We start from the raw sequence: 15,234 nt of genomic DNA, 5'->3' as shown, positions 1-15,234 counted from the left end.
ATTGAGATTTCCCGGTTTGAAAAACGCTTTGCCTGTCACATAATCTTGACGACTATCTGAGCGCCTCAGCAGAAATTATCCCTGCGCACCTTACTCACCGTTTTTTCAGGCCATTCATATGCGTATCAAAGTCCACTGCCAGAACCGCATCGGCATCCTGCGCGACATTCTCAATCTGTTGGTGGAGTACGGGATCAACGTGGCCCGCGGTGAAGTGGGTGGTGAGCATGGCAATGCCATCTACCTGCATTGCCCGAACCTGATCAACATTCAGTTCCAGGCCTTGCGTCCGAAATTCGAAGCGATTGCCGGAGTGTTTGGCGTCAAGCGTGTCGGGCTGATGCCCAGCGAGCGTCGGCACATGGAGCTCAATGCACTGCTCGGTGCGCTGGAATTTCCGGTGCTGTCGATCGACATGGGCGGTTCCATTGTCGCGGCCAATCGGGCAGCGGCGCAGTTGCTCGGGGTGCGGGTCGACGAGGTGCCGGGGATTCCCCTGTCGCGCTACGCCGAGGATTTCGATTTGCCGGAACTGGTGCGCGCCAACAAGTCGCGGATCAACGGGCTGCGGGTCAAGGTCAAGGGTGACGTGTTCCTGGCCGACATCGCGCCCTTGCAATCGGAGCATGACGACAGCGAGGCCATGGCCGGTGCGGTGCTGACATTGCACCGCGCCGACCGGGTGGGTGAGCGCATCTACAACGTGCGCAAGCAGGAATTGCGAGGCTTCGACAGCATCTTCCAAAGCTCGAAAGTCATGGCCGCCGTGGTGCGCGAGGCGCGGCGCATGGCGCCGCTGGATGCGCCGCTGTTGATCGAAGGGGAAACCGGCACCGGCAAAGAGTTGCTGGCGCGGGCCTGCCATTTGGCCAGTCCTCGTGGGCAGTCGCCGTTGATGGCGCTCAATTGCGCGGGTCTGCCGGAGTCCATGGCCGAGACGGAATTGTTCGGTTACGGCCCGGGTGCCTTCGAAGGGGCGCGGGCCGAAGGCAAGCTCGGGCTGCTGGAGCTGACGGCGGGCGGCACGCTGTTTCTCGATGGCGTCGGCGAAATGAGCCCACGCTTGCAGGTGAAGTTGCTGCGCTTTTTGCAGGACGGCTGCTTCCGTCGTGTGGGCAGCGATGAAGAGGTTTACCTCGACGTGCGAGTGATCTGCGCGACCCAGGTCGACCTGTCCGAATTGTGCGCTCGCGGCGAGTTCCGCCAGGACCTCTATCACCGCTTGAACGTGTTGTCGCTGCACATCCCGCCGTTGCGCGAATGCCTCGACGGCTTGACGCCGCTGGTGGAGCACTTCCTCGATCAGGCCAGCCGGCAGATTGGTTGCCCGTTGCCGAAACTGGCCCCGACAGCCATGGAGCGGCTCAGCCACTACCGTTGGCCGGGCAACGTCCGGCAACTGGAGAACGTGCTGTTCCAGGCGGTTTCCCTGTGCGACGGCGGCACGGTCAAGGCTGAGCATATTCGCCTGCCGGATTATGGCGTGCGTCAGCCCCTTGGCGATTTTTCGCTGGAGGGTGGGCTGGACGAGATCGTCGGGCGTTTCGAGAAGGCGGTGCTGGAGCGGCTGTATTCCGAGCATCCGAGCAGTCGGCAACTGGGCAAGCGGCTCGGGGTTTCGCATACCACCATTGCCAACAAGTTGCGTGAATATGAGGTTGGCAAGACGGAGTCTTGACTGAAATTTGCGACGTATGTGCCGGCCTCTTCGCGAGCAAGCCCGCTCCCACATTTGGAATGCGTTCCCCTGTGGGAGCGGCGGTGCGGCGATCCGACTTGCTCGCGAAGGCGATAGATCAGTCACTCAAGAGGCCGGCACTTGCCACCCACCGGCATGACACCGCCGGTTTTTCGTCTCTGATACAAATCACCAATCCCCCCTGAATCCCCCAAGTCCCCTGTTTGCCGGGCCTCGCGCCGCCAAAAACAAGTTGGTCTGCAAATTGCTTATGGCTCAGCAGTACAGCAGTGGGCGGCAAACGTCCGGCAGGCAGAGGAAAGAGTGTGGACAAGTACCTTTATGTGGCAATGACCGGCGCCAGCCAGAATGCACTGGCGCAAAAGGCGCATGCCAACAACCTCGCGAACATCTCCACCAACGGCTTCCAGAAAGACCTGGAGCAGGCCCGTTCGATGCCGGTGTTCGGTGACAGCTTTCCGGCGCGAGCGTTTGCCATGTCCGAACGCCCGGCCACCGATTTTTCCCCGGGCTCACTGGTGGAAACCGGTCGCGACCTCGACGTTGCCGTGCAAGGCAACGGCTGGATTGCCGTACAGACGCCCGATGGCGGTGAAAGCTACGTGCGCACCGGCAGCCTGAACGTTGACGCCCTGGGCGTGCTGCGCGCCGGCAACGGCATGCCGGTCATGGGCAATGGCGGGCCGATTGCCGTGCCGCCGGAGCAGCAGATCGAAGTTGGCGAGGACGGCACCATCAGCATCCGCGCGATGGGCGAAGGTCCCCGGGTGATGGCTGAAGTCGACCGCATCAAGCTGGTCAACCCAGACCTCAAGAACATGACCAAAGGCCTGGATGGTTCGATCCACACCAAGGACGGCCAGCCGGCGCAGGCCGATGCCGGCGTCAAGCTGGTGTCCGGGTTCCTCGAGTCGAGCAACGTCAATGCCGTGGAAGAGATGACCTCGGTTCTGGCTTTGTCCAAGCAGTTCGAGCTGCACATCAAGATGATGAACACCGCCAAAGACGATGACCAGGCCATGGCTCGGGTCTTGCAGATTAGCTAATTACCAGAACGTCGCGCCGTAAAACAGGCGCACGAGGAGAATCGAATGCTTCCGGCTCTATGGGTTGCCAAGACAGGTTTGTCCGCCCAGGACACCAACCTGACCACCATTTCCAACAACCTGGCCAACGTGTCGACCACGGGTTTCAAGCGTGACCGCGCCGAGTTCCAGGACCTGCTCTACCAGATCAAGCGCCAGCCAGGCGCCCAGTCGACCCAGGACAGCGAACTGCCGTCGGGTCTGCAACTGGGTACCGGTGTGCGCATCGTCGGCACCCAGAAAAACTTCACCGCCGGCAGCCTGCAAACCACCGAGCAGCCACTGGACATGGCCATCGACGGTCGCGGTTTCTTTCAGATCCTGCAACCGGACGGCACCACGTCCTACACCCGTGACGGTACGTTCCACCTGGACTCCAACGGCCAGATCGTCAACGCCAGCGGCTTTGCCCTGGAGCCGGCGATTGTCATTCCGAACGACGCGCAGACCTTCACGGTCGGCCGCGACGGCACCGTGTCCATCACCATTGCCGGCAACCCGGCTGCCCAGGTGATCGGCAACCTGCAAACCGCCGACTTCATCAACCCGGCCGGCCTGCAGGCAGTGGGCAACAACCTGTTCCTGGAAACCGCCGCCAGTGGCGCGCCGCAAGTCGGCACTCCGGGTCTGAACGGTTTCGGCACCACGCTGCAGAACACCCTGGAAACGTCCAACGTCAGCACCGTTGAGGAGATGGTCAACATGATCACCACCCAGCGCGCCTACGAGATGAACTCCAAGGTGATCTCCACCGCCGACCAGATGCTCTCGTTCGTAACGCAGAATCTGTAATCAAGTCTATGGGGCGGCCATGAGGCTGCCTGCTACACCGTGAGGTAGGGTCATGAATCGCTATGTATCTGTACTGGCACTGAGTGGGATCACCGCGCTCGCAGGTTGCGTGCCTGCGACGCCCAAGCCCAATGACCCTTACTACGCGCCGGTGTTGCCGCGCACGCCGTTGCCGGCGGCGGCGAACAACGGTTCGATCTATCAGGCCGGCTTCGAGCAGAACCTCTACGGCGACCGCAAGGCGTTCCGGATCGGTGACATCATCACCATCACCCTGAACGAAAGGACCCAGGCCAGCAAAAACGCCAACTCGCAAATTGGCAAGAACAGCAAGGCCAACATCGGCCTGACTTCGCTGTTCGGCAGCAGCGCCACCACCAACAACCCGTTCGGCGATGGCGACCTGAGCCTGAGTGCCAGCTACGAAGGTGACCGCGCGACCAAGGGTGACAGCAAGGCGGCGCAGGGCAACACCCTGACCGGTTCGATCACGGTCACCGTCGCCGATGTGTTGCCCAACGGCATCATCGCGGTACGCGGCGAGAAGTGGATGACCCTCAACACCGGCGATGAGCTGGTGCGGATTGCCGGCCTTGTTCGCGCCGATGACATCTCTACCGACAACACCGTGTCGTCGACCCGTGTCGCCGATGCGCGCATCACCTATTCGGGCACTGGTTCGTTTGCCGATGCGAGTCAGCCAGGCTGGTTCGACCGTTTCTTCCTCAGCCCGTTGTTCCCTTTCTAGGTGGCTTTCCAGTTGAGCATGTTGAACTTTAAACATCTGATGGTGGCCGCCTTGATGCTGTCCGCCGCGTTCAACGCGCAGGCCGAGCGCCTGAAGGACATCGCGAGTATTTCCGGCGTGCGTTCCAACCAATTGATCGGTTACGGCCTGGTGGTCGGGCTTAACGGCACCGGCGACCAGACGACGCAAACCCCGTTCACCCTGCAGACCTTCAACAACATGCTCTCGCAGTTCGGCATCAAGGTGCCGCCGGGCTCGGGCAACGTGCAGTTGAAGAACGTCGCGGCAGTGTCGATCAGTGCCGATTTGCCGGCATTCGCCAAGCCGGGTCAGCAGGTCGACATCACCGTTTCGTCCATCGGTAACTCCAAGAGTTTGCGCGGCGGCACCTTGCTGCTGACGCCACTCAAGGGTATCGACGGCAACGTCTATGCGGTGGCCCAGGGTAACCTGGTGGTAGGCGGTTTCGATGCGGAAGGGCGAGACGGCTCGAAGATCACCGTCAACGTTCCGTCGGCCGGTCGCATCCCGGGTGGTGCGTCGGTGGAACGCGCGGTGCCGAGCGGTTTCAACCAGGGCAACAGCCTGACGCTGAACCTCAACCGTTCCGACTTCACCACCGCCAAACGCATCGTCGACAAGATCAACAACATGCTCGGCCCTGGCGTGGCCCAGGCCATCGACGGCGGTTCGATTCGCGTCACCGCGCCGCTCGATCCGAGCCAGCGCGTCGACTATCTGTCGATCCTGGAAAACCTTGAGATCGATCCGGGCCAGGCGGTGGCGAAAGTCATCATCAACTCCCGTACCGGCACCATCGTGATCGGCCAGAACGTCAAGGTTTCTCCGGCCGCCGTGACCCACGGCAGCCTCACCGTGACCATCACCGAAGATCCGATCGTCAGTCAGCCCGGCCCTCTGTCCAATGGCACCACGGCGGTGGTACCACGTTCGAAGGTCAACGCCCAGCAGGAAGCCAAGCCGATGTTCAAGTTCGGCCCAGGCACCACCCTCGACGAGATCGTACGAGCGGTGAACCAGGTCGGCGCGGCACCGGGTGACTTGATGGCCATCCTCGAAGCGCTGAAGCAGGCCGGCGCCCTGCAAGCCGATCTGATCGTGATCTGAGGACGGCCATCGTGGATATGCGCAAGAGTGGTCTGGTCAGCAGCAGCGATTCGGGCTCCTATTCGGACCTCAATCGTCTGAATCAGCTCAAGGTCGGCGACAAGAACAGCGACGGCAACTTGCGCAAGGTGGCGCAGGAGTTCGAATCGCTGTTCCTCGGTGAGATGCTCAAGTCCATGCGCTCGGCCACCGAAGCGCTGGGGCAGGACAATCCGATGAACACCCCGGCGGCCAAGCAGTACCAGGAAATGTACGACCAGCAACTGGCGGTTTCCATGTCCCGCGAGGGTGGCGGTATTGGTCTGGCGGACGTGCTGATGCGCCAGATGTCGAAGAACAAACCGATGGCGCCGGGCGAGGCCGCCGCTGCGTCGCTGGCCAAGCAAGAGGCTGCCAAGGCCGCCGTGCAAACGCCGGTGGCGGCAGGCACGGTCGCAATCAACGGGCCGCTGTCGCGGGTCAATGGCCAGCGTCCGTTGTGGGCTTCGCGTTCAGTCCATACGTCACAAGAGGCGGGTGAGGGTGGTCATCGCAATGACATGGCGCTGATCAATCAGCGGCGCCTGGCGCTGCCGCCGAAACTGGCCGACCGTTTGCTGGCGGGGCTGGTACCTTCGGCGACGACCGCCGCTGCAACAGCCAACGCAACCCAATTGCCGCAGCGCACGACCACCAGCGGTACCGGTCCGTTGTACAACGGCGACTGGCTGGCGAACGCCCAGCAGTCCTCCGGTGCCGGCATGCAGATTTACGGTCGCGCCATGGCGCAGATTCCTCTTGCGCCGGCGAAGAAAGCCTTCAGTTCCGCCGACGATTTCGTCAACACCATGTTGCCGATGGCCAAGGAAGCGGCGGCTCGCATTGGTGTCGATCCACGTTACCTGGTGGCCCAGGCGGCCCTCGAAACCGGCTGGGGCAAGTCGGTCATGCGTGCTCAGGACGGCAGCAGCAGCCACAACCTGTTCGGCATCAAGGCCGGCAATAGTTGGCAGGGCAATTCGGCGCGGGCGATCACCAGCGAATTCCGCAACGGGCAGATGGTCAAGGAGACGGCCGAGTTCCGCTCCTACGATTCCTACAAGGACAGTTTCCATGACCTTGTGACTTTGCTGCAGACCAACAATCGCTATCAAGATGTCGTGAAGTCTGCCGATAACCCAGAACAGTTTGTACGCGAGTTGCAGAGAGCCGGTTACGCAACCGACCCGGACTACGCAAGCAAGATTTCGCAGATAGCCAGGCAGATGACGAGTTACCAGAACTACGCTGCGGCGGGCGTTTCCACCACGCCTTTATAGGCACAAGGTATAAGGTTTGAACCATGAGTTTGCTCAATATCGGGATGTCGGGTTTGTCCGCCAGTCACGCTTCGTTGGTGACTACGGGTAATAACATTTCCAACGTCGATACCGTCGGGTACTCGCGCCAGCAAACTGTCCAGGGCACCAAAAGCTCTATACAGAATGGCAATGTGTTCATCGGCACTGGCACTACTCTGGCTGATGTGCGTCGGGTCTATAACAGCTACCTTGATGCACAATTGCAGAGCACCACTTCGCTCAACGGCGATGCGCAGGCTTATCTTGGGCAGGCGACGCAAGTGGACAAGTTGCTGTCCGACAGCGGTACCGGTATTACCAAGACACTGCAGTCATTTTTCTCGTCACTGCAAACGTTGTCCGGCAACGCCAACGACAACGCTTCGCGCCAGGCTTTGTTGACCAATGCCCAGGGCTTGAGCAGCCGTTTCAATGCGATGTCCCAGCAGTTGAAGCAGCAAGGTTCGTACATCAATGATCAGTTGGGCTCGATGGCCGATCAGGTGAACAAACTGGCGTCGACCGTTGCGGCCTACAACAAAAAAATTGGTGAAGTCAGTGGTTCGGGTGGAACGCCCAATGAATTGCTGGATCAGCGTAACGAAACTATCCGCCAGCTCAACGAACTGGTCGGCACACAGGTCACCGAAACCGACGGCCGACTGGATATCTACCTGGGTAGCGGCCAGCCGTTGGTTATCGGCGACACGGTCAATAAATTGCGCGTGGCGGCAGACCCGACCGACCCTGTTCGTGCCTCGATCATCATGGATCGAGGCAGTTCGTCGATCGATATCACCGGTGTGATGAGCGGCGGCCAGATGGGTGGATTGTTGCGCTATCGCACTGAAGTTCTGACGCCCGCAGTCAACAACCTGGGGCGTATCGCCATGGTTGTGGCCGATCAGGTCAACAAGCAGCTGGGGCAGGGCCTGGATCAGAGCGGTAACTTCGGTGCGGCACTGTTCAACAACATCAACAGTGTGGCGGCCATCAGCCAGCGCAGTATTGCCAATGCCAACAACAATCCGGCGTCCGGCAATCTGAATGTCACCATCAAAGACACCAGCAAGCTGCAAGCCAGCGATTATCAGGTGACGGTCACTGCTTCGGGCTACAACGTGCGTCGACTGTCGGATAACACCGACATGGGTAACTTCGCTTTCGCCACGCCTCCTGCGGCCGATCCGGTCATCGATGGATTCAGCCTGAGCTTGAACAGTGGTTCGGTCGCCGTCGGGGACTCCTTCAAGATTACCCCGACCCGCAGCGGTGCTGCGGACATGACCACGGTCATGACCGATACCAAAACCCTGGCTACGTCCGCACCGCTGACCTCCACCAAGGCCTCGGGGAATGACGGCACCGGTGCTGTCAGCCAGCCGAACCTGACCACCAGTTTGGATATCTACGATCCGGTCCAGCGCCTGGAAGTGCAGACGGCGGTCAAGGCATCGATGCCCGTGCGCATGCTGATGACCAGTGCTACCGCTTATGAAGTGTTCGATTCCAAGGGCAACAGCATCGGTACCGGCAACATCGTGCCAGGTCAGAACAACGACCTGAGTATCGCAGTGCCTTACACCGATGCCGGTGGTAACGCCAAAACCTTCAATGTGGGAATGACCGTCAGCGGCAGCCCTGCTTCGGGGGACAGCTTCAACATTTCCATGACTGCGGCCGACAGTACCGACAACCGCAATGCCCAGGCCTTGCTCGGTCTGCAAACCAAGGCGACAGTCGGTGCAACTGCGACCAGTCCGGGTGTGAGCTTTACCGATGCGTATGGTGGTCTGGTATCGAAGGTCGGCTCGCTGACCAAGCAGGGGCAACTGGATGCAACGGCTACCGATACCATCTTGACTGGCGCTCGAAACGCCCGCGACTCGCTGTCTGGTGTCGATCTCGATGAAGAGGCTGGCAACCTGACCAAGTTCCAGCAGTACTACACGGCCTCTTCGCAGATCATCAAGACTGCGCAGGAAATTTTCAGCACCCTGATCAATGCCCTTTAAGGAGCCGTAGAACATGCGCATTTCTACAGCACAGTATTACGCCACGACGGCCGCCAACTATTCTCGCAACCTCAACAATGTGATGAAGACGGCCGAGCAGGCCAGCAGCGGCGTGAAGCTCGAGACCGCGGCGGACGATCCTGTCGGCGCGGCGCGGTTGCTGCAACTCGAGCAACAAAAAGCCATGCTGGGGCAGTACACCACCAACATCAGCGCGTTGAACACCGCTCAGGCGCAGGAAGAGAGCGTGCTGGACAGCATCAACAACGTGCTGCAAAAAGTCAGTGAGTTGGCGATACGAGCCGGTGGCGGTTCGTTGAACGACGATGACCGTAAATCCATCGCCGCCGAACTCAAGCAGTCCGAAGAGCAATTGCTGAGCCTGATGAACAGCAAGGATGCCAGCGGCAAGTACATTTTCTCCGGCGCGAGTAACAACACTCAGCCGTTTGTACGCAACAGTGACGGCACCTACAGCTATCAGGGCGACCAGACCCAGCTGGAACTGAAGATCGGCGATTCGATGTCCCTGGGCCTGAACGATACCGGTTGGGACGTTTTCCAGCAGGCAATCAATGCCGCCCGCAGTTCGACCACCATGACAGCACCTGCCGTTAATGACGGGCGGGTGGACTTGTCCCCGGGACTGGTAAATTCCGGTCCGGCCTTCGATGCGAGTTTCCGCAACGGTCAGCCTTACACCATGTCGTTCACCAGCAGTACCCAGTTCGTGATTACCGATGCGCTGGGTAATGACGTGACGGCGGAAGCGACCGGTGGTGGCAAATTTGATCCGAATGCCAAGGGCGGTTCCGACGTCAACTTCCGTGGTGTGACTTTTAAGCTGGACATCACTTTCCAGGCGGGTGACACACCTGCCGACTCCGCCAGCGCCGACGCCGTGATCGCCGGTCACAGCTTCCAGTTGACGGCCAAGCCGGACAGCTTCGTCGCCAACCGCGCCCCGAACAACCCATCGACGGCGATCATTACCCAGACTGCGGTGACCAATGCCACCGATTACAAGAGCTTCTTCCCCGAAGGCGGGGCGGTGCTGAAGTTCACCGGTACCGGGACCTTTGAGCTGTACGCGCGCCCATTGACCAGCACCAGTACCCCGGTTACCACCGGGACTGTAGTGGCAGGCGTGGCGACGGCGGCGGGTGTCAGCTTCACTTTGGGCGGCACACCGTCGACGCCGGCGGCAGGCGATCAGTTTGATATCGCGGTCAATACACACCAGACCCAGAACGTCCTCGATACCATCAGCCAGCTGCGTTCGGCGCTCGACGCGCCGACCCAAGGCAACCCGGTCGCCCAGCGTTTTATGGAAGACACCGTCGCTTCCGCCATTGCCAACCTGAACAACTCCAAGAACCAGGTTGACCTGGCGCGTGGGGCGATCGGTGCCCGGGGCAATGTGATGGACATGCAGACTGATCAGAACACCAGCTCCCGCCTGATCAACGAATCGACCGGCAACTCGATCAAGAATACCGACCCGGCGGAAGTGCTGACGCGTCTGACTTTGCAGCAAACCATGCTGCAGGCCGCGCAACTGGCGTTCGCCAAGGTTTCCCAGTTGAGCCTGTTCAACAAGCTTTGAGTCGGTCTTGATCGCTCGCGGCCAGTCCCTTTCATAGGGGGCTGGCTTTTTTTTGCCTTTTTTCGGCGCGTCGCGTAGCAGGGTGGGGCGGGATCCGGACCATAAAATCAAATAAAGCACTGATCTCTGAGTGACCCGCCAGTCAAAACGCGCATCTTCACTGTATCCTGTCTGCGGGCGGTGAAAGGTGGCGGACTGTTCAAGGTGTTTGCTTGAGCGCCGACGATGCCAGGCCCTGACTGTAGACGCCCTCGATTCAGCGAGCGGCGATGTTCAGCTGTTTATTATTGGGAAGCCATAATGATTGGCATAAAAAATATTGCGAGTTACGTGCCGGCAGCCGGGGTTGATAACTACGCCCAGGGTGCAAAGTTCGACAAGGACGAAACCTTCATCCTCGGCAAGATCGGTTCGGCGTTTTTGCCGCGTATGGATGCCGATCAGGAAACGTCCGACCTGTGTGTCGAAGCCGCCAATGCGCTGTTCGCCGCCAGCCCCGAGCTCAAGCGTGAAGCCATCGATTGCCTGATCGTCGTCACCCAGAACGGTGATGAAGAAGGGTTGCCGCACACCGCTGCGATCGTTCAGGACAAGCTGGGCCTGCCGACCCATGTCGCCGCTTTCGATATTTCCCTGGGCTGTTCCGGCTATGTGTACGGCATCTACGCGATCAAAGGCTTTATGGAAGCGACAGGTCTGAAAAACGGCCTGCTGATCACCGCCGATCCGTATTCGAAGATCGTCGACCCGGAAGACCGCAACACCACCATGTTGTTCGGCGATGCCGCCACTGCGACCTGGATGGGCGAAAACGCTGTCTGGCAGTTGGGCAAGTCGAAGTTCGGCACCGACGGTTCCGGCGCGCCGCACCTGAAGGTCACCGACGGTGTGTTCTTCATGAATGGCCGCCAGGTCTTCAACTTCGCCTTGTTGAAAGTCCCGGCGCATTTGCATGAGCTGCTGGATGAGTCGAACTTGCAGGCCAGCGACATCGATGCCTTCTGCATTCACCAGGGCAGCGCGGCCATCGTCGATGCCGTAGCGCGCCGCTTCGAAGAAGGTGAGCCGGAGAAGTTCGTCAAGGACATGCTCGAAACCGGCAACACGGTTTCCTCCAGCATCCCGCTGCTGCTGCAAAACCATGTGTTCGATTCGAAATGGACGCGCGTGGCCATCAGCGGCTTCGGTGTAGGTCTATCGTGGGGCTCGGCGATTCTCTATCGCGGTTGATGGCTGGAATACAGGCATAAAAAACGCCCGGTAACGTAAGTTGCCGGGCGTTTTGCTTTTTTATGGCGCCGATTTTCTGGCTGTAAAGCCTTGAAAATAAAGGGCTGGCACGCTGCCACTAAAAATCTGCAAAAAACCGCTCAAGCAAAGCCTCTTCACGACGATAACTATTACGTAGGTTCTCTAGGCCAAACCCGACGGATGTCAGGGCCGGAAGCCGAAGTATCCATCCAACGAGGATTTCGTCATGGCTTTAACAGTAAACACCAACCTTGCATCGCTGAACGTTCAAAAGAACCTGACCCGTTCGTCTGACGCTCTGCAAACTTCGATGCAACGCCTGTCTTCCGGCCTGCGTATCAACAGCGCTAAAGATGACGCTGCTGGCCTGCAAATTTCCAACCGTCTGACCAGCCAGATCAACGGCCTGCAGACCGCTATCAAGAACGCCGGTGACGGTATCTCCATCGCGCAAACTGCTGAAGGCGCGATGCAAGAATCCACCAACATCCTGCAGAAAATGCGTACCCTGGCCCTGGCTTCCGCGAACGGCTCGCCTAGCGCCGAAGACCGTAAGTCGAACAACGCTGAATACACCGCACTGACTGCTGAGCTGACCCGTATCGCTACCACCACTACCTTCGGTGGTCGTAACCTGCTGGACGGTTCCTTCGGTACTACCCAGTTCCAAGTGGGCGCCAACGCCAACCAGACCATCAACATGACTCTGGGCGACGTATCGGCTAACAACATCGGTTCCCAGCAGCTGAAGTCCGTGGCCATCGCGCCAAGCGCTACCGGTGTTGCCGGCGGTGCTCTGGCTATCACTGGTGGTGGCCAGACCGCTAGCGTAACTGTTGCTGCCGGCCAGTCTGCCAAGGCTACCGCTGCTCAACTGAACGGCGCTATCGGTGGCCTGTCGGCTACTGCCAGCACTGAAGCCCAGTTCACTGTAAACACCGCTGCGATCCTGGCCGCTACTCCAGCCAGCGCCAACTTCTCCATCAAGGTAGGCAGCGGCACCGCAGTCAACATGGTTGGTGTTACAGACACTGCTGGCCTGGCTGACCAACTGAAGTCCAACGCTGCCAAGCTGGGTATCAGCGTTAACTACAACGCCACCACCAACAACCTGCAAATCAAGTCCGACACCGGTGAAAACATCACTCTGGACACTGGTGACGCCGGCGCAATCGCTGGTATCACCGTTGCTGCCAAAAACGGTGCTGGTGCCTACGGTACTGGTGTTGCTGCCGCTGCTGGTCCAATCCAGGTTACCGGTGCAGTATCGCTGAACTCCACCAACAGCTACTCGCTGAGCGGTGCTGGTGCAACCGGTCTGTTCGTTGCTGCCGGTACTACCGTCAGCTCGGCTAAAACTACCGTCAACAACACTGACGTGACCACTGCCACCAACGCGCAAAACGCTGTTGACGTGATCACCCAGGCCATCGCCAACATCGACTCCCAGCGTGCTGACCTCGGTGCTGTACAAAACCGTTTCGATAGCACCGTGGCCAACCTGCGCAGCATCTCGGACAACTCCACCGCTGCTCGTGGCGTGATCCAGGACGTCGACTTCGCGTCGGAAACTGCTCAGCTGACCAAGCAACAAACCCTGCAACAGGCTTCCACCGCGATCCTGTCCCAGGCTAACCAGCTGCCATCCGCTGTACTGAAGCTGCTTCAGTAATTCCAGCGCTTGGTGACTGACGGAAGGGCGCGTTTACGTGCCCTTTCGTCTTTTCCGTGATGAGGAGATTTAGCATGGACATGAGCGTCAAGTTGAACCTGTCTTATCCGGCCGTTGCGCCGCAGAGCGCAGCGCCGATTGTCACTGCCAAACAGGATCAGCCCAAGGTTGAAGCCGTTGCGTCATCGGGTTCCGAACCCAAGCGCGACGACCTGGAAAAGGCTGTGACCGATATTCAGGAATTCGTCCAGGCTGCCCAGCGCAAACTGGATTTTTCCATTGATGATTCCACCGGCCGGGTCGTGGTCAAGGTCATTGCCACCGATACCGGTGACGTGATTCGCCAGATCCCTTCGGAAACCGCACTGAAACTGGCACAAAGCCTGTCGGACGCCAGTAGTTTGTTGTTTGAAGACAAAGTCTGAACTGGCATGAATTTTGTTGCTGTCGATGATTAGCACACGCGTAATCAAGAAGTCGGCAGCCACTGGATAAGGAGAGAGATGATGGCGGGTACAACGGTTAGCGGTGTTGGTTCGAACATTGATACCCAGTTGATCGTGAAGTCTTTGGTGGACGCGGAACGAGCGCCCAAGCAAACGCAGATCAACAATCAGACGCTGAAAGCAACCACCTCGCTGTCGTCCATCGGCAAAATCCAGGCAGCGCTGGATGCCTTCCGCAGTGCGTTGGACAACATGAAAACCGCATCTAGCTTCAGTGGCTTGAGCGGTTCGTCCTCCGATGAAAAAGTTGCCACCATAACCACGGGTACAGGCGCGGCGGCTGGCAGTTTCTCGCTGCTGGTCACCAAACTGGCAACCGCGTCGAAGATTTCCACCCAGGTTTATGCCGGCGGTGCTTCTTCGGTGGTCAACGCCGGTTCGGTGCCAACCACGCTGAGCATCAAGCAGGGCAGCAACACCTTCGACGTCAGCGTTCCTGCCGGTGCGACGTTGCAGCAAGTCCGCGATTCGATCAACTCGCAGTACGCCAACCAGGGCTTGAGTGCCAACATCCTGACCGACGCCACTGGCTCTCGGATGGTATTGACCTCGACCACGACCGGTGTTGGTACGGATCTGACACTGTCGGGCAACTCAGGCCTGCAAACGGGTGTCACCGTCCTTGCTCCCCCGCAAAACGCCGAGTACGTTCTTGACGGTGTGTCGATGACCTCCAAGTCCAATACCATCGCCGATGCCGTGAGCGGGATCACGGTCAAGCTGACTGGTGTGTCGCCGACGCCGTCCGGTGGTGGCGCAGCGACGCCGGCAACCATCACGGTGTCTGCGAGCACAGCGACGCTGAAGTCGGCGGTCAAGGGGTTCGTTGATACCTACAACGCCCTGATCAAGGCTTCAAATGCCGAGACTCAAGTCACCACCAGTGCCGATGGTTCCGTGACGTCTGGCGCGCTCACGGGCGATGCCTCCCTGCGTTCATTGATGTCGGCGGTGCGTACCGAACTGAATGCGATGGGCGGAACCGGTCAGTTGAAATCGCTCGCTCAGTTCGGCGTCAAGACCGATCAAAAAACCGGGATGCTGTCCGTCGACGATAAATTGTTCGACGCCGCAGCGCTGACCAATGCCGCCGACATCAACGGTATCTTTACCGGCGACACCGGTTTGCTGGCCCGCATGAAGTCCGCCACCGACAGCTTTGCCCTGAGCAAGACCGGTGTGTTCGCTGCCCGTTCGGCAACCCTGACCGACAGCCTGAACGACTTGAAAAAGCAGCAGGACTCCCTCGATGCACGAATGGCCGGCCTGCAAACCAGCCTGACTGCCAAGTACACCGCCATGGACTCCCTGGTGGCCAAACTGCGCGCTCAGAGCGATAGCATCATGACCACGCTCAATGCGCTGAACAATCCGAAGTCGGACTGATCCGGATCAGGCATAAAAAACCCCAGG

General features: G+C 59.3%; 12 protein-coding genes. All 12 read left to right on the top strand.

From position 1 onward, the window contains the following. Positions 1-118: 118 nt before the first annotated feature. The 12 genes from AC1DVE_RS12265 (at position 119) to fliD (ending at position 15,207) form a co-directional block, all read left to right on the top strand. Positions 119-1,678 carry a sigma-54-dependent transcriptional regulator gene (locus AC1DVE_RS12265; protein WP_223456430.1) on the top strand — a complete coding sequence of 520 codons (1,560 nt, stop codon included), beginning with the start codon at positions 119-121 and terminating at the stop codon, positions 1,676-1,678. A 326-nt stretch (positions 1,679-2,004) separates the two neighbouring features. Continuing rightward, complete coding sequence (locus AC1DVE_RS12260; RefSeq protein ID WP_223456431.1) at positions 2,005-2,745, top strand: flagellar basal body rod protein FlgF; 741 nt, start codon at positions 2,005-2,007, stop codon at positions 2,743-2,745. A 45-nt stretch (positions 2,746-2,790) separates the two neighbouring features. Then, on the top strand, positions 2,791-3,576 hold the full coding sequence (gene flgG, locus AC1DVE_RS12255; protein WP_015096282.1) for a flagellar basal-body rod protein FlgG: 786 nt from the start codon (positions 2,791-2,793) through the stop codon (positions 3,574-3,576). A gap of 52 nt (positions 3,577-3,628) precedes the next feature. Further along, positions 3,629-4,324 (top strand): flagellar basal body L-ring protein FlgH, encoded by a 696-nt coding sequence (flgH, locus tag AC1DVE_RS12250; protein WP_223456432.1) that lies wholly within the window; start codon positions 3,629-3,631, stop codon positions 4,322-4,324. Positions 4,325-4,342: 18 nt separating this feature from the next. Then, on the top strand, positions 4,343-5,452 hold the full coding sequence (locus tag AC1DVE_RS12245; RefSeq protein ID WP_095963833.1) for a flagellar basal body P-ring protein FlgI: 1,110 nt from the start codon (positions 4,343-4,345) through the stop codon (positions 5,450-5,452). Between the two features lie 11 nt (positions 5,453-5,463). After that, complete coding sequence (gene flgJ, locus AC1DVE_RS12240; RefSeq protein WP_477783951.1) at positions 5,464-6,750, top strand: flagellar assembly peptidoglycan hydrolase FlgJ; 1,287 nt, start codon at positions 5,464-5,466, stop codon at positions 6,748-6,750. 23 nt (positions 6,751-6,773) lie between these two features. Continuing rightward, complete coding sequence (flgK, locus tag AC1DVE_RS12235; protein WP_223533307.1) at positions 6,774-8,786, top strand: flagellar hook-associated protein FlgK; 2,013 nt, start codon at positions 6,774-6,776, stop codon at positions 8,784-8,786. A gap of 13 nt (positions 8,787-8,799) precedes the next feature. Further along, the gene (locus tag AC1DVE_RS12230) at positions 8,800-10,392 is read left to right on the top strand and encodes a flagellar hook-associated protein 3 (protein WP_223533308.1); all 1,593 of its coding nucleotides are present in this window, start codon (positions 8,800-8,802) and stop codon (positions 10,390-10,392) included. A 300-nt stretch (positions 10,393-10,692) separates the two neighbouring features. Further along, positions 10,693-11,622: a ketoacyl-ACP synthase III gene (locus tag AC1DVE_RS12225; RefSeq protein WP_223456436.1), complete on the top strand. Its 930-nt coding sequence runs from the start codon at positions 10,693-10,695 to the stop codon at positions 11,620-11,622. Between the two features lie 247 nt (positions 11,623-11,869). Then, on the top strand, positions 11,870-13,315 hold the full coding sequence (locus tag AC1DVE_RS12220; protein WP_223456437.1) for a flagellin N-terminal helical domain-containing protein: 1,446 nt from the start codon (positions 11,870-11,872) through the stop codon (positions 13,313-13,315). 74 nt (positions 13,316-13,389) lie between these two features. Further along, positions 13,390-13,740 carry a flagellar protein FlaG gene (locus AC1DVE_RS12215; RefSeq protein ID WP_223456438.1) on the top strand — a complete coding sequence of 117 codons (351 nt, stop codon included), beginning with the start codon at positions 13,390-13,392 and terminating at the stop codon, positions 13,738-13,740. Between the two features lie 81 nt (positions 13,741-13,821). Further along, positions 13,822-15,207: a flagellar filament capping protein FliD gene (gene fliD / locus AC1DVE_RS12210; RefSeq protein WP_223456439.1), complete on the top strand. Its 1,386-nt coding sequence runs from the start codon at positions 13,822-13,824 to the stop codon at positions 15,205-15,207. Positions 15,208-15,234 lie beyond the last annotated feature (27 nt).

The sequence above is a fragment of the Pseudomonas sp. P4_B4 genome, from assembly GCF_056402255.1.
Note: the sequence above shows the minus strand (reverse complement) of the source record. Positions and strands in the feature narration are given on the sequence as shown.